The following is a 14,418-nucleotide window of genomic DNA, read 5'->3' as shown; positions in this document are numbered from 1 at the left end:
CAGCTACAGTAGGGATTAAACAATACAAAGGTAATGCAAATTCAATCTTCCGTAAAAAAGATGCCTAAAGTTTGCGAGACACTGTGATGATATACATGAAGCAGGTTTTATACTATCACTTTTTGTGAAGGTATTCAACAGTCAAACACTCAACCAATTCAATTAGAGATTATATATCTCCGTTCAGCACCTTATCTACCCAGCCTTTGCCCCATTCTTCCACTTCCTGGTTATCCCAGAACTCAGGGTAGAAAATACGCTTCTGGAATTTTGGAGGCAGGTATTTCTGCCAGTTTGTTCCGCCAGTAGCTGCAATCACCTCCGGGTCGCGTTGCAGGTAACGTACCGCAGACTTGTAGTGCATCAACGGCCAGTTCACGTTCACGTTGCTATCGAGTGCGCGCATGGCCTTCTTGAGCTTGGCATCCTGCTGCTGCTCTTCCGGCAAACGCTTGTAAATGCTCCAGATATTGGTGTGCTCGTACTGCTTTGCAAACTTTATAAGCTGATCGGTATACTTCTCCTCAAACTGCAGCAAAGTAAGGGTTTTAGCGCCAGAGGCTACCTCGGTGGCGCCTTCTTTCCAGTAAATACAACCAATCATTTCCTCTTGGGTGCTTTGCAGGCCAAGCACGGCTCTTTTGTCTTTTGCCACTAAGTTACGTAGGTCAGTAGAAGCTATCTCGATCATACGGTACTGTGCCGACTGAAAGCCGCTGGCTGGCATCAACGCCATCCTGAACTGTAGAAACTGCTTCGGGTCCATGCCGTCAACCATCACATCAAATGAATTGATCAGGTTATCGAAGTAGCGGTTTATGCGCTTCACGCGTTTAGTGAGCACATCAACGTTAATATTCTTGTCCTCAGCTATTTGACGATATTCCTCAAGGCATAGCTTAAAGTATAGCTCCGTTATCTGGTGATAGATAATAAATATCTTTTCATCCGGAATATTAGTGCGCGGGTTTTGCAGGCTTAACAGGGTATCGAGGTGGATATAATCCCAATAGTTAAGGAAGTTTGTATAGTAAAGCCCCTCCAGGTACGCAGCCAAATCCTGCCCCAGCGGCACATACTTTTCTTCCAGCCTCCTTAACTGCTCCAGTACTTCAGGTTTAAATGTATGCTCCATCTAAAACGTTTTACGGATGATTGATTAAAGACAATGCGCAAATTAAGTAAATAAAAACTAGTCAAGAATGATTAAAATCAGCAATAGGCCATACTAGCAATTATTTTGGAGGTTGAAAAGATCAGTTACAAATCTCGTCCATAGAATATCCAGCTTACTAGAAATATAGGCCGTGTTCGTAGAAAAAACACCTGTTATTGTATAAATAAAGCTATTTTAGCTAATAAATAGAGTAAAGCTGATAGTTAATGCTTAAATTTGGTTTTTTCTATACTTATCCGACCTTAAACATCCATGGCAGAGAAAAGCAGTGTTTTTGATATGATTGGACCAGTAATGATTGGCCCCTCAAGTTCACATACAGCTGGTGTAGTGCGCATTGCACGCGCTGCCATTCGTATACTTGGCGCCGCTCCTGAAGAGGCCATCATCACCTTTTACAATTCTTTTGCCCGAACATACGAAGGGCACGGTAGCGATCGTGCTATTGTTGCCGGATTGCTGGATTTCAAAACCGACGATAAGCGCATTAAAGATGCTTTTGACCATGCTAAAGAGCGTGGACTAAAGTATACTTTTAAATCTGTAGGCAATGCCTCTACCATGCACCCCAATACCATAAAGCTTAACCTAAAAGCTGGCGACAGACAAGTTGAAGTAATCGGCCAGAGCAGGGGAGGCGGTGTAATCAAAATTGTAGAAGTGGACGGCTTTACAGCTAATTTCTCCGCTACACTTCATACCCTGATCATTGATGCAGACGACGTGCGCGGAAGTATAGCTTTTATAGCTTCTGTTTTAGCCCACGACGATTGCAACATTGCGACGATGAACGTTTCGCGCAAAGGAAGAAATGAGTTAGCTCGCCAGTTTATAGAGATGGACTCTGGCATAAAACCCATTACCCTCGACTACCTGAAGCAGCTTAGCTGGGTGAAGCACGTGGTTTATATACCGAACATAGATCTTTAATAACAGATAGTTACTATGAAAAAAACCTCCAGAATTTTACTGCTTGCCCTCGGACTAGCCAGCTCTGCCGGCATTACCGAAGGCTTTGCACAACAAGCGCCTACCGATGGTACCTGGTCGTTACAGGAAGCAGTGAATTATGCCAAGGCGAATAACTTACAGGTAAGACGAAGCTTTCTGATTAAAGAAGGAAACAGGATTGATCTAAAGCAATCTAAGTTCGATAGACTGCCTTCGCTAAATGGTAGTTCATCCTATAACTTTAACTTTGGTACCTATGTCGACCCTACCACACAGGACCTTCGTTCAGAAAGCAGCCAGACAAACAGCTTCCAGCTGGGTGCTAACCTGCCACTGTTTCTAGGTTTACAACGTGTAAATGCTATTAAACAAAACGAGTTAGAACTTCAGGCATCGGAGCAGGAGTACTTGTCTCTGCAAAACGATATTACTATTCAGCTAATTACCTCTTTCTTAAACATACTTTTTGCCGAAGAACTGGTAAAGCTGTCTACTCAAACTAAAGACTTAACAAACCAACAGCTAAACAGAACACGAATTCTGTTCAAGGCTGGAAGTGTAGCCGAAAATGCTGTGCTGGATTTGGAGTCTCAGTTAGCTGCCGATGATCTGGATCTGATAAATGCTGAAAACCAGCGCGACCTTTCCAGGCTTACACTTAAGCAGTTGCTTAACCTGCCGGCTAATAAAGACTTTAATATAGAGGTGCCCGATATTCCGGAACCAGACCAGGATCCGGTGCTCGTAAGTTTAGAGCAGGTGTATGATGTAGCCAGCCAGACACAACCGGCTATTAAGGCTGCAGAATTACGAGTATTAAGTGCACAGAAAGGACTTGAACTTGCCAGAGGAGGTTTTTATCCTCGACTATCTATGTTTGGAGGACTTAACACATTCTATTCAAGTGCCCGTGATTTCAGGTTTCCTGAATCAGGTGCTTTAAGGCAGACTACTATCGGTTTCTCCGACTCTGAAGGTACAGACCCATTCATTATTTATACACCTACCACAACTTTCAGAAGGGAAACTTACGAGTACCTTGATCAGTTGAAAGACGGTGTCGGCAAGAATTTTGGCTTTTCTTTGCAGGTACCTATTCTTAACGGGCTACAGGTGAGAAACAATGTGCAACGGGCAAAGCTGCAGCAACAGGACGCACAGATAAACGCCGAAATTGAACGCAATAATCTGCGCCAAACAATAGAACAGGCATATGTGGATGCGTTAGCTGCCCAAAGACGCTACAATGCAGCAAAAGAACAACTACAGGCAGCTGAGAAAAACTATAACAATGCTCAGTTGCGCCTAAACAACGGAGTAATCAATACCGTCGATTTTAACATAATCGCTAACAATTACCGTGCTGCGCAGTCTAATCTGCTACAGGCAAAGTATGAGTATACGTTCAAGCAAAAAGTGCTTGATTTCTACCAAGGCAAAGACATATCATTGTAAAACTATGGCTAAAAGAAAATCAAATCTGATCCCTATTATTGCAGGTGTACTTGTATTACTGATAATAGGCATCATTGTAGCAAAAATGGCCGGGTGGATCGGGAAGGAAGAAGGAACAGAAGTTGTGATTGCCGAGGCGAAAAAAACTGAGATAGTTGAAAAAGTAAGTGCATCTGGTAAAATTCAGCCTGAAACAGAAGTAAAAATTAGCCCTGATGTTTCCGGAGAAATCATTGAACTGAACGTTGAGGAGGGTGACTCTGTAGTAAAAGGCCAGCTTCTGTTACGCATTCGACCTGACAACTATCAGTCGTTTGTAGATGCGCAGCAGGCAAGCGTTAACTCTTCAAGAGCAAACCTGGCGCAAACTAAAGCCAGGCTGGCACAGGCGCAGGCTAACTTAACGCAGGCAAAACAGAACTATGAGCGCAATAAATCGCTTTACGACCAGAAAGTTATTTCACAGGCAGAGTGGCAGCAGATAGCAGCTACCTATGAGTCGGCTAAGCAGGAAGTAGAGTCGTTGCGCCAGAGCGTGCGTGCTTCGGAGTATAACATTCAGAATGCGCTTGCATCCCTAAAAGACGCCCGTGAAAACCTGAATAAAACTACAATCTATGCTCCAGTGAGCGGTATCGTATCAAAGCTTAATGTAGAGCGCGGTGAGCGTGTGGTAGGAACATCGCAAATGGCCGGTACAGAAATTATGCGTATTGCTAACCTTAACAATATGGAGGTGCGCGTTAATGTAAATGAAAACGACATTATCCGTGTGGCTCTTGGCGACTCTGTTGAAGTGGAAGTAGATTCTTACGCCAGCAGAGACGAGAAATTTAAAGGGGTTGTTACGGCCATTGCCAACACAGCTAAAGATGCAGCAACTTTGGAGGCTGTTACAGAATTTGAAGTACGCATTCGCTTACTGAATGAGTCTTATGACCACCTGGCTAAAACGAATGCACGTCCCTTCAGACCAGGCATGACAGCATCAGTTGATATCATTACAGAGCGTAAGCCTAATATTTTATCTGTACCTTTGTCTGCTGTAACCACACGTTCCAATGAAAATGAGAAAGTGGAAACTGAAGAAGGAGAAGATGAAGAAGCAGAACAAAACACTGAAGAAGACAAGCCGAAAGCGCCAGTTAAAGTAGAAGAGGTTGTATTTGTATATGACAAAGGCACAAATACAGTTAATACTGTAAAAGTTAAAACCGGCATCAGCGATTTCGAAAACATAGAAATTATCAGCGGCATTAAGCCGGGGCAGGAAGTAGTGGTGGGGCCTTTCAGAGCAGTTTCCACAACATTGAAAGATGGCACCAAAGTAGCCGTAAAAGACGCTAAATCGTTAGACAAGTCAGCCATTGCTGCTGAAGGCAATGATTAATAAAAAGAATAAGCACCCAATTTGGAAAAAGTAGCCGTTTTAGGAGGAGGTAGTTGGGCATCTGCCCTGGTTAAAATCCTTTCAGAGAACAAATCACAGGTACATTGGTGGATGCGCAACAAAAATGATGTGCAGCATCTTATCAACTTTAAACATAACCCACGCTACTTAAGCGGAGTAACGTATGACCTGAATTATGTAAAACCATCCTCAGATATTCAGTCTGTCGTGGCTGCTGCTGATTGGGTTATTCTAGCCGTACCAGCAGCGTTTGTGCAGCAGGCGCTTGCTGAGTTGCCGGAGGATGCCTTTCAAGGTAAAGTGATTGTGTCGGCGGTAAAAGGTATGATCCCGAAGGATAACATACTCATATCGGACCATGTAGAGCGCAAATACCATGTTCCGAATACGCACCAACTGGTAATTGCTGGTCCTTGTCATGCCGAGGAAGTTGCCCTTGAAAAGCAGTCATACTTAACAATCGGCTCGCACGATATGAACACGGCAGAGAGGTTTTGCGAATTGCTTCGTAATCGCTACGTAAAAGCCAACCCGTTGGACGATCTGGATGGTATAGAGTATTGTGCCGTTATGAAGAACATTATTGCCCTGGCTTGCGGCATTGCCCGCGGACTGAACTATGGCGATAATTTTCAGGCGGTGCTGGTGTCAAACGCTATGTTTGAAATAGAGCGTTTCCTGGACGCAATCATGCCTATCCATCGTGATTTGAGCGGCTCAGCATATTTAGGAGACCTTCTGGTAACGGCTTATTCACAGTTCAGCCGTAACCGTACGTTCGGTAACATGATTGGCCGTGGCTATACGGTAAAATCCGCACAGGTAGAGATGAACATGGTAGCAGAAGGGTATTATGCTGTGCAGAGTATATTTGAGCTAAACAAAAACCTTTGTGTAGCAATGCCTATTACAAATGCTGTGTATCACATACTTTATGAGCGCATTTCGCCCGCAGTGGAGTTCGAGATACTAAAAGAGAAGTTTAAATAATATCATATTTACAATTTAAAGGCACACTCTGAAGGTGTGCCTTTTGTTTTTCCTATAGTTTTACCTGTTTCATTACATCGTCTCCCATGGCACGGTAAGCTGACATAACAGCAACAGCAGTAGGCAGCAATACAAAATACATGATGCTAAACCCTACAAACTGAGAAAAGTAAAACGAAGTAAATCCTTTAAACTGGAGCAGGTATATTGTTAACCCCGACATAAGGGCACCAATAATACCAAGTATAAATGCCCGGTGCACTGTATGCCTGGGCAACTGATCTATCAAGGTCTGGCTTTTTAGGTGCCAATGCAGGGGATAGATTTGCTGCGAACGTATAGCGTTACGGGTCGCCTTTGTTATCATAAACGTAATAATAAAGCTCGACAGCATGCTAGCACTAGTAAGAAAACTGGCAATACTGTTCCGGCCCATAAGAGGAATTACCTCATAATTATACCAAAGGGTATGAGCCAAAGCAAGGCTTATGATAGTTGTAGCTGCAGCGGATGTTGCACTCGCAATCAACAGGAATTTATAGTTTAAACTGAGTGGCATAGAGGCTGAGCATTTGTACACTTATTTTATACTTTATTTAACGGCAAAAGATATTTTATAAGTTTAAACACCCTGTGGCTGTTGCTAATGTATCGTTTATGAGGGTAAAACAATTTGCACTCTTGTGCTAAAGTATAACCAACTGTTTTAAGAACTTAATGAAAAAGCATTATCAGCAAATAGACGTTTTAAAAGGAATGGCTATTATTGCTGTGATAGCACTTCATTCTCTTACTAAGCCTGAACTGGTGCAGGGTTGGGCAATATTTCATATCTGGCAGGCAGTACCTGTTTTTATGATCATAATGGGGCTTAACCTAGGCATAGGTTCAAAGCCTGATCATTTAACACTGTCATTGCTATACAATAAAGCTTACTTTACTAAAAAGGCTACGCGCATACTTATTCCTTTTCTGTTCACATTTATACTCGCACTCTTTTTTGGGTTATTCTGGGAAGTATATTTTCAAAGTAATGTGCTGGAGTTGGAGAGAGTAGTTTTAGTAGGCGTGCTGCCTGTATCGGGAAGAGGCAATTATTTTATTACGCTATTGCTGCAGTCTATACTTTTGCTGCCTCTTATTGGCTATTGTTTTAACCGACGTCCTGTATTAACTACCATAGCCCTGATAGCACTTGAAGTACTCTTCCTGCTTGTTAGTAAAAAGTATAGCTTGTTTGAGGGAGATGACATGGAATACCTGTACAGCGCAGCCTTGCCCCGGTATTTTTCAGCGTTTGCCTTTGGTCTCTGGTTAGCTAAAGCCATCAGGCAACCATACAGGATTTCGATATTGCTCGCATTCTTGGTGTTAGGTGCTATAGCTATAAATTATTTATACTTTGTTGTTTACCGTGGCCTGTCTATACCGTTTATTTATAACTCCTGGGCCATGCAAAACGTGATGTCATTTGGTTATGCCGCTTTACTTATACTTATGGTAATTTATACTTTGCCATCGGAATCAGATAATTTTATACTTCAGGGCTTTGCTAAACTGGGTCAGGCTTCATATCATATTTTCCTGGTACAGGTCGTATATTTCGGTTTGGTATCCGACTTCTCTAACCTCTGGTTAAACCTGGCAATTTGCCTGCTGCTGGGTTATTTATACTACAAAATTGAAACACCTTTGAGTAAACGGTACTTTAGTTTTGCATGATATTGAGCTTAACTCTAATTAATTGCTGATTTTGAAAACTATAAAAGTACTCTGCGGCATCATAGAAAAAGACGGCTTGGTGCTGATCACGCAGCGAAGCGAATCCATGTCGCAGCCTTTGCTTTGGGAGTTTCCGGGCGGTAAACTGGAGCCATCTGAAACAGAAGAGGAGTGTTTAGTACGAGAGATAAATGAGGAGTTAAGTATAGATATAACGCCAAAGCAACGATTAACTCCTGCTTCCTATACTTATCCAGACAAGATCGTTGAGCTAATACCTTATACCTGCGCTTTTAAAGGCAGTGAAATAAACTTACTGGAGCACTTAAGGTATAAATGGGTAACTCCTGGTGCTTTAGCATCTTATACCTGGTGCCCCGCCGATATACCTGTTATTAAAACTTACCTGCAGCTCCTGCAGGGCTGATGCAGCTATACTTTTACCTGTTGGTTAATTGCCGTACCTTTACCCTATGGAACTACCTATAAGTTTTAAAGAGCGCATGCAGCGGCTGTTGTCAGATGAATATACAAATTTTGAGGCAGCCCTTTTAAAATCCGCTCCTGTTAGTATCCGGGTAAACAGCAAAAAGGTGGACAACTTGCCTGATTTGCAACGAGTACCCTGGGCAGATAATGCCTACTATTTGCCGGAGCGGCCTCTTTTTACCTTAGATCCTTTGCTACATGCTGGCTGTTACTATGTGCAGGAGGCAAGTTCTATGTTTTTGGAGCAGGCGTTAAATCAGGCCGTCGATCTTTCGCAGCCACTCCACGTGCTTGACCTTTGCGGGGCTCCCGGGGGAAAATCAACACACTTAGCCAGCCTTATCTCTGAAGATAGCCTGCTTGTAGCGAACGAAGTTATTAAAAGCCGCGCCAACATACTTGCCGAGAATATAGCTAAATGGGGAAGCGGCAACGCCATGGTAACGAGCAGTGACCCCAGTAATTTCTCGAGGTTACCAGAGTTTTTTGATGTGATGGTGGTAGATGCCCCGTGCAGCGGCGAAGGGATGTTCCGTAAAGACCCTCAGGCTATAAACGAGTGGTCGGAGGAGAACGTGAAGCTGTGCGCACAGCGGCAGCAGCGCATTTTGATAGATGTTTGGGAAGCTTTAAAACCCGGAGGTATACTTGTGTACAGCACCTGCACCTGGAACGAGCAGGAAAACGAAGAAAACATTTCGTGGCTAGCAGCACAGGAGCAGGCCGAAAGTATAAAACTGAAACTAGATGATGCGTGGGGTGTGGTGCCATCTCAAATGAAAGGAGTGGAGGGTTATCGTTTTTACCCGCATCGCATTCAGGGAGAGGGGTTCTTTATGGCTGTATTGCGCAAAACAGGCGACGTTGAAGTATCCTCAAAATCTTCAAAGAAGAAGAAGTATAAACTGCAGCATGCCGGCAAAAAAGAAAAAGCATTGGTACAGGATTGGCTTCAGGAAGCTGATAAGTATGAATGGCTGCAGTATGGCGAAGTTATATCTGCCCTGCCAGCAAACCTTTTTGAGGCAGCGGATGAGGTGTATCAGAACTTGCACGTGATATATGCCGGAACAGAGGTGGCTGAAGCAAATGGCAAAAAGTTGAAGCCGATGCACGCACTGGCGCTTTCTCAGCATCTGAATAAAGATGCGTTTACGATAATTGACATGGACCTGGAATTGGCGTTAAAGTATCTCCGCAAAGAAGATATCAGCCTTAATAGCAGCGGAAACGACTGGGTACTGCTGCAGTACAAAAACATACCATTAGGATTTGCAAAACAGATAGGGAATAGAGTCAACAACTATTACCCGAAGGAGTGGCGCATCAGAATGGAACTACCAGCAGAGTTACCGGAAGGAAGTATAATTTAAGCTTCTACTTACACTAGATTTTTTTAAGCTTATTCATACGTCTTGGTAAGATCTCTCATGAGATTCGAGATGACATAACATAAAGGCCGGAGCTAAACGTATAGCTCCGGCCTTTGTATATGAATCATTTATTCGTTCTAGAGTATAATCAGCATAATCTCTTAGACCATACTTCATCACTAGTTCTTACTCCACAAAAAGCACCAGCCCCTTCAGGTATTCTCCTTCCGGGTGGAAAACAGAAATCGGGTGGTCGGCTGGTTGCGACAGGTGGTGCATGATCTTGATATTACGACCAGCATCAATAGCCGCTGCCATTACGGTGTTATTGAATAGGTATTTATCTACTACCTGTGAGCAGGAGAAGGTGAAAAGTATACCGCCGGGCTTGATCTTCTTCATAGCCTCTGCATTTAGCCTTTTGTAACCCATTAATGCGTTATGGCGCACATTCTTGCTTTTGGCAAAGGCAGGAGGATCAAGCACAATCACATCGTAACGGTCTTCTTTGCCTTTCAGGAAATCAAATGTATCTATAGCAAAAGCCTCATGACGCTCAGGTGCCTGGCTTAGTTCTCCGTTCTTGATCGTAAGCTCAATCGCCTTTTTAGAAACATCAACAGAATGTACCTCGTTAGCGCCTGCATTTAAGGCATAAACAGAGAAGCCACCTGTATAGCAGAAGGTATTCAGTACCGATTTCCCTTTAACGTAACGGCCCAGCAGTTCACGGTTCTCGCGCTGGTCTATAAAGAAACCAGTTTTCTGGCCGCCTTCCCAGTCAATAAAGAACTCATTCTCGTTTTCCGTAACTACTACGCCACCTTTAGACTGGCCATATAAATAACCGTTTACAGGATTAACCGCCGCCTTTGCCGGCAAAGACTCTGCACTTTTATCATAAACTGCCTCCAATTTATTGCCGTAAATTTCCTGTAGCGCCTTTGATACGTGATCGCGCACGTTGTACATGCCAATGGTATGCGTTTGTACTACAGCTGTGTTCTTGTAGAAATCAACGATAAGGCCGGACACGCCATCGCCTTCGGCATAAACAAGGCGGTAAACATCTGTATGCGGATTATCTACCAGTCCTAGTTTTTTGCGGTAGTCGTAAGCTTTCTGCACTTTACCTTTCCAGAAAGTATAATCCGGCTCCACCTGCTCAAACGAGAAGATACGCACAGCAATAGAACCGGGAGCGTAGTGGCCCATGCCCAGGAATTCCCGCTGGCTCGAGTATACTTCCACTATATCACCTTCCTCGGGATTGCCATCCATTTTGCGTATAGCGCCGGAAAATACCCACGGGTGGAAACGCTTAAGAGAATGCTCCTTTCCCGGAGCCAGGTATAACTTTATAAAAGACATTATAATGCTGTTTGCTAATTATTGATTGCTCATCCTTCAAACATACTAGTGCCTGAACGAAATGCAAAGGTAGTTAATTCAACGAGTACTGTGTTGCTAAGAAGAAAGCAGCTTTATTACTCGACAGTCAGATAGCCCAACTCCACTAAGTGAGTATACAGCTTTTGTACTGGCAGCCCTACTACATTAAAGTATGAACCTTCGATACGCTCAATCCCAATCATGCCAATCCATTCCTGAATGCCATAAGCACCGGCCTTATCAAACGGTTTGTAATGATTGATGTAAAAGTCTACCTCAGTCTGCGTAAGTTTCTTGAAGTGTACTCTAGTAATGTCGTGAAAAACATGCTTGGTTTCCTTAGTAAGTAGGCAAACGCCGGTAATTACCTCATGTGACGTGCCAGAAAGAGAGCGGAGCATCTCAGCTGCTTCGTGGTGGCTTTGCGGTTTATTCAGCACCTTGTCGCCAAGGCAAACAATGGTATCAGCCGTGATTACAACTTCATCTTGCAGGTCGTCAAAATATGCGTCTGCTTTGTGCGAAGCCAGGTATTCTGCAACCTCTGCTCTTTTTAGATGGGCTGGAAACTCCTCGTGCACGTCCTTCACCCGCACGATATAATCAAGGCCTAAGCCAGTTAGTAATTCTTTACGCCTCGGCGAGTTAGAGGCAAGCAGCAGGGGCCGTGATAAATTCATCTTCTTTAATTGAACTGAACAGGAAACCACAAATAACTTTAGGATAGAAGAACGTTGACTTCTGCGGCATAATGGCGCCACTGTAGCACACACGCTTTACCTGCTCCATCGATACCTCGTTTGTAATCAGCGCCAGGCGTGCCTCACCGGTATCTACTTTCCTGATGCAGGCCGTGAAATTACGTTCATAAGTCAAACCTGCCATGTTACGCTGTGCTTCGCGCTGAATGCCTAATACCTGCTCGAATACGAAATAATGCATCACTGTCAGATCAAGGTCCTTTACCTCCTCCGGAAATTTCCAGTAGATCTGGTCGTGCACCTCAGGTTTTAACCTAAGTTTATAGGCGTTACCGCTCAAGTATAAACCAAAGGCCCATTTCTTACCCAGTATTACTTCGTTCAACTCAAAAGGGTCTTCCTTAGGAGTAATCACAAAGTATGGCTCCAGCTTGTTTAAAAACTCCTCATCACTGATATCCATGTGCTGCAGTACGCGGTGCGTTGGCAAAATGCGCAGATCGTCATGCTCAGAGTTTGTAAGGTACATCAGGTGATAGTTGTAAGCCTCATACCCGGTATGTTCTGGATTAAGCGCGGTCATTTTTTTACGGTACTCCAGTGATCCTTCGTAGCGGTGATGCCCATCTGCTAGCAGTACCTGCTTATCTTCTAGGGTTTTGAGGAAAAGCTCAATAACTGCATGGTCGTGTATAACAGCCAGTACATCGCGCACTCCCTGGTAATCCTCCGTTTCGTAAAGCGGTGACTTTATACTTTCATCCATAAAGGGCTCAAGTATAAATGCTGAGTCCGTATACAGGCCGTGCGTTGGACTGGTATTCAACTCTGTGCGCTCGAGAAGTTCTATGCGATCGTTTACTGCGCTTGGTATAGTATTTTCGTGCCGAAGAAGTACACGCTCATGCCAATCGTAGGCCTTGATATTGCAGATGAAACCCTTACGACAGTATTCTTTGTCGCTACCCGGTAACCTGAAGTATTGGTAGTACACATAGATACCCGGTAGCGGATCCTGTGCCAGCACTCCGTTTGCTTTCCATTCCTGTAAAAGTATAGCGGCCTCCTCGGCAGGAGAATCGCCGCGTGGCACAGATAGGTGAATGCTGTTAAAGTTGTTGCGGTAGAGTGCCTCGCGTTGCTTCGCCGACACCACATCAAAAAGCGGTGATGTCAGTTCGTCTATGTTGTTATCAAGCAGTTCGCTGTAGCGCCAGGCTTTTAAGGGTAAAATCTCTGCCATTTTTTTGTTTTGAGTGTGTGTAGGAGATGAAATTATAGAACTAAGGTGCCAGACGGTTTATCTGCCATTTACCATCTACACTTTCATACATAATGCGGTCGTGCAAGCGGTTGGGGCGGCCCTGCCAGAACTCCAGGCGGATAGGCTGCAACACGTAACCTCCCCAATGCGACGGCCTTGGTATTAAATCTGTGCTGGCAAACTGCTCTGTGTACTTTTGATCGGCATCCTGCAGCACATCGCGGCCACTGATCACCTGGCTTTGCGGAGAAGCCCACGCACCAATCTGACTACCTTTAGGACGGCTCTTAAAATATGCGTCCGATTCCTCTTCAGGCACACGCATAATATTGCCCTCAACACGCACCTGGCGTTCCAGGGCAGGCCAGAAAAACGTAAAGCAGGCGTAAGGGTTTTGCTCCAGTTCTTTTCCTTTTCTACTGCTGTAGTTCGTATAAAACACAAAACCGCGTTCGTCAACTTCTTTTAGCAGTACAACACGTGCAGAAGGCTTCCCTTCAGGGCTTACAGTAGACAGAACAAATGCGGTTGGCTCTTCAGCCGCTGCTTTAATGGCTTCTTCCAGCCAGAACTGAAATTGTTTTATCGGATTCTCATCTACAGTGTCTTCTGTCAGGGCCTGTTTAGAGTAATTTGTACGGATGTCGGCAATATTATAGGAGAGTGCCATAGTTTTAGGATTTTGCCAAATTTAAAAAATATTCTACGCCAAATAAATTAATTACCGCATAGATATATGCTAAACCGATAACAGTAGTTCCTAACTTATGTTAGCTCAAATATTTCTATGCAATGATACAATATTACTTTCTTTGCGTAAGAAGACATAAAACCATACTTGTAAGGTAGCCGAGTTAAGCTAAGCCAGTCATAAACAAGTATAAAACATAAAAAGCAAGAAACTAACTAAATGGATGATACTAGTCTTATAAAGCCGCAGAATGGTAGCCTGCTTATCTCAGAGCCCTTTTTGGGTGACCCTAACTTTGAGCGAAGTGTGGTGCTATTGTGTAGCCACAACGAACAGGAAGGTACTTTTGGACTTGTACTTAACCGCAAGTCCAACTTAAAACTTTCTGATGTGATTGATATTTATAACGACTCTTTTGATGCTGAACTCGGAATTGGTGGGCCTGTGCAGTACAATACGCTGCATTACATTCATAAACTTTCGGAGCTGCCACAAGCTATTAAGCTGAGCGATGACCTGTACTGGGGAGGAGACTTTGAAATGCTGAGAACTATGATAGGTTCTGGTATTGTATCAACATCAGATATAAAGTTTTTTTTAGGCTATTCCGGCTGGACTCCAGGCCAGCTTCAAGAAGAGATCGACAAAAATGTTTGGATAGTTAATAACAATGCTGCAAATAAATTATTTAATTTGGAGACAGATAAGCTGTGGCGAAGTGTTTTGAAAGAAATGGGAGGGAAGTACAAAGTGCTTTCCAACTACCCAGTTGACCCTCGCCTAAACTAGTACGCCCTAACGT

At 43.8% G+C, this 14,418-nt stretch carries 14 protein-coding genes; 8 read left to right on the top strand and 6 right to left on the bottom strand.

Going from position 1 to position 14,418, the window contains the following annotated elements; all coding sequences use genetic code 11:
• Positions 1 to 169: 169 nt before the first annotated feature.
• Positions 170 to 1,135, bottom strand: a complete 966-nt coding sequence (locus H8S84_RS02535) for a tryptophan 2,3-dioxygenase family protein (protein ID WP_187065698.1) — start codon at positions 1,133 to 1,135, stop codon at positions 170 to 172.
• A gap of 294 nt (positions 1,136 to 1,429) precedes the next feature.
• On the opposite strand from H8S84_RS02535, the gene sdaAB reads away from it, so the two are divergent.
• Genes sdaAB through H8S84_RS02515 form a run of 4 tightly spaced genes read left to right on the top strand, consistent with a single transcriptional unit; the run spans position 1,430 to position 5,984 of the window.
• Positions 1,430 to 2,107: an L-serine ammonia-lyase, iron-sulfur-dependent subunit beta gene (sdaAB, locus tag H8S84_RS02530; protein ID WP_187065697.1), complete on the top strand. Its 678-nt coding sequence runs from the start codon at positions 1,430 to 1,432 to the stop codon at positions 2,105 to 2,107.
• Positions 2,108 to 2,122: 15 nt separating this feature from the next.
• Entirely contained in the window at positions 2,123 to 3,583 is a 1,461-nt protein-coding gene (locus H8S84_RS02525; protein WP_187065696.1) for a TolC family protein, read from the top strand.
• 4 nt (positions 3,584 to 3,587) lie between these two features.
• Positions 3,588 to 4,973, top strand: a complete 1,386-nt coding sequence (locus tag H8S84_RS02520; RefSeq protein WP_187065695.1) for an efflux RND transporter periplasmic adaptor subunit — start codon at positions 3,588 to 3,590, stop codon at positions 4,971 to 4,973.
• Positions 4,974 to 4,994: 21 nt separating this feature from the next.
• A complete protein-coding gene (locus H8S84_RS02515; RefSeq protein WP_187065694.1) occupies positions 4,995 to 5,984 on the top strand; it encodes an NAD(P)H-dependent glycerol-3-phosphate dehydrogenase in 990 nt (329 codons plus the stop codon).
• A 52-nt stretch (positions 5,985 to 6,036) separates the two neighbouring features.
• Here the strand turns inward: H8S84_RS02515 and H8S84_RS02510 are convergent, their stop codons facing one another.
• Positions 6,037 to 6,351 carry a hypothetical protein gene (locus H8S84_RS02510; RefSeq protein WP_187065693.1) on the bottom strand — a complete coding sequence of 105 codons (315 nt, stop codon included), beginning with the start codon at positions 6,349 to 6,351 and terminating at the stop codon, positions 6,037 to 6,039.
• Between the two features lie 350 nt (positions 6,352 to 6,701).
• On the opposite strand from H8S84_RS02510, the gene H8S84_RS02505 reads away from it, so the two are divergent.
• The 3 genes from H8S84_RS02505 to H8S84_RS02495 are packed head-to-tail and all read left to right on the top strand — an operon-like array spanning position 6,702 to position 9,568.
• A complete protein-coding gene (locus tag H8S84_RS02505) occupies positions 6,702 to 7,706 on the top strand; it encodes an acyltransferase family protein (protein WP_187065692.1) in 1,005 nt (334 codons plus the stop codon).
• Positions 7,707 to 7,737: 31 nt separating this feature from the next.
• Positions 7,738 to 8,133, top strand: a complete 396-nt coding sequence (locus H8S84_RS02500; protein ID WP_222621553.1) for a (deoxy)nucleoside triphosphate pyrophosphohydrolase — start codon at positions 7,738 to 7,740, stop codon at positions 8,131 to 8,133.
• A gap of 46 nt (positions 8,134 to 8,179) precedes the next feature.
• Positions 8,180 to 9,568, top strand: coding sequence for a methyltransferase RsmF C-terminal domain-like protein (locus tag H8S84_RS02495; protein ID WP_187065691.1), 1,389 nt, complete (start codon positions 8,180 to 8,182; stop codon positions 9,566 to 9,568).
• A 186-nt stretch (positions 9,569 to 9,754) separates the two neighbouring features.
• Here the strand turns inward: H8S84_RS02495 and H8S84_RS02490 are convergent, their stop codons facing one another.
• The 4 genes from H8S84_RS02490 to pdxH all read right to left on the bottom strand — a co-directional run bounded on the left by H8S84_RS02490 (position 9,755) and on the right by pdxH (position 13,595).
• Positions 9,755 to 10,939, bottom strand: a complete 1,185-nt coding sequence (locus H8S84_RS02490) for a class I SAM-dependent rRNA methyltransferase (protein WP_187065690.1) — start codon at positions 10,937 to 10,939, stop codon at positions 9,755 to 9,757.
• 116 nt (positions 10,940 to 11,055) lie between these two features.
• Positions 11,056 to 11,640, bottom strand: coding sequence for a Maf family nucleotide pyrophosphatase (locus H8S84_RS02485; RefSeq protein WP_187065689.1), 585 nt, complete (start codon positions 11,638 to 11,640; stop codon positions 11,056 to 11,058).
• Entirely contained in the window at positions 11,606 to 12,904 is a 1,299-nt protein-coding gene (locus H8S84_RS02480) for a DUF1015 domain-containing protein (protein ID WP_187065688.1), read from the bottom strand. The genes H8S84_RS02485 and H8S84_RS02480 overlap by 35 nt, the downstream gene beginning before the upstream one ends.
• 40 nt (positions 12,905 to 12,944) lie before the next feature.
• On the bottom strand, positions 12,945 to 13,595 hold the full coding sequence (gene pdxH / locus H8S84_RS02475) for a pyridoxamine 5'-phosphate oxidase (protein ID WP_187065687.1): 651 nt from the start codon (positions 13,593 to 13,595) through the stop codon (positions 12,945 to 12,947).
• A gap of 240 nt (positions 13,596 to 13,835) precedes the next feature.
• On the opposite strand from pdxH, the gene H8S84_RS02470 reads away from it, so the two are divergent.
• Positions 13,836 to 14,405, top strand: a complete 570-nt coding sequence (locus H8S84_RS02470) for a YqgE/AlgH family protein (protein WP_187065686.1) — start codon at positions 13,836 to 13,838, stop codon at positions 14,403 to 14,405.
• Positions 14,406 to 14,418: the final 13 nt, after the last annotated feature.

The organism is Pontibacter cellulosilyticus, from assembly GCF_014306105.1.
Lineage (GTDB): Bacteria > Bacteroidota > Bacteroidia > Cytophagales > Hymenobacteraceae > Pontibacter > Pontibacter cellulosilyticus.
Note: the sequence above shows the minus strand (reverse complement) of the source record. Positions and strands in the feature narration are given on the sequence as shown.

Excerpts from the sequence above, each read along its gene's own strand:
- pdxH (WP_187065687.1), bottom strand. The coding sequence starts at position 13,595 with ATGGCACTCTCCTATAATATTGCCGACATCCGTACAAATTACTCTAAA.
- H8S84_RS02495 (WP_187065691.1), top strand. The coding sequence starts at position 8,180 with ATGGAACTACCTATAAGTTTTAAAGAGCGCATGCAGCGGCTGTTGTCA.
- H8S84_RS02505 (WP_187065692.1), top strand. The coding sequence starts at position 6,702 with ATGAAAAAGCATTATCAGCAAATAGACGTTTTAAAAGGAATGGCTATT.
- H8S84_RS02525 (WP_187065696.1), top strand. The coding sequence starts at position 2,123 with ATGAAAAAAACCTCCAGAATTTTACTGCTTGCCCTCGGACTAGCCAGC.
- H8S84_RS02520 (WP_187065695.1), top strand. The coding sequence starts at position 3,588 with ATGGCTAAAAGAAAATCAAATCTGATCCCTATTATTGCAGGTGTACTT.
- sdaAB (WP_187065697.1), top strand. The coding sequence starts at position 1,430 with ATGGCAGAGAAAAGCAGTGTTTTTGATATGATTGGACCAGTAATGATT.
- H8S84_RS02510 (WP_187065693.1), bottom strand. The coding sequence starts at position 6,351 with ATGATAACAAAGGCGACCCGTAACGCTATACGTTCGCAGCAAATCTAT.
- H8S84_RS02490 (WP_187065690.1), bottom strand. The coding sequence starts at position 10,939 with ATGTCTTTTATAAAGTTATACCTGGCTCCGGGAAAGGAGCATTCTCTT.
- H8S84_RS02480 (WP_187065688.1), bottom strand. The coding sequence starts at position 12,904 with ATGGCAGAGATTTTACCCTTAAAAGCCTGGCGCTACAGCGAACTGCTT.
- H8S84_RS02470 (WP_187065686.1), top strand. The coding sequence starts at position 13,836 with ATGGATGATACTAGTCTTATAAAGCCGCAGAATGGTAGCCTGCTTATC.
- H8S84_RS02535 (WP_187065698.1), bottom strand. The coding sequence starts at position 1,135 with ATGGAGCATACATTTAAACCTGAAGTACTGGAGCAGTTAAGGAGGCTG.
- H8S84_RS02485 (WP_187065689.1), bottom strand. The coding sequence starts at position 11,640 with ATGAATTTATCACGGCCCCTGCTGCTTGCCTCTAACTCGCCGAGGCGT.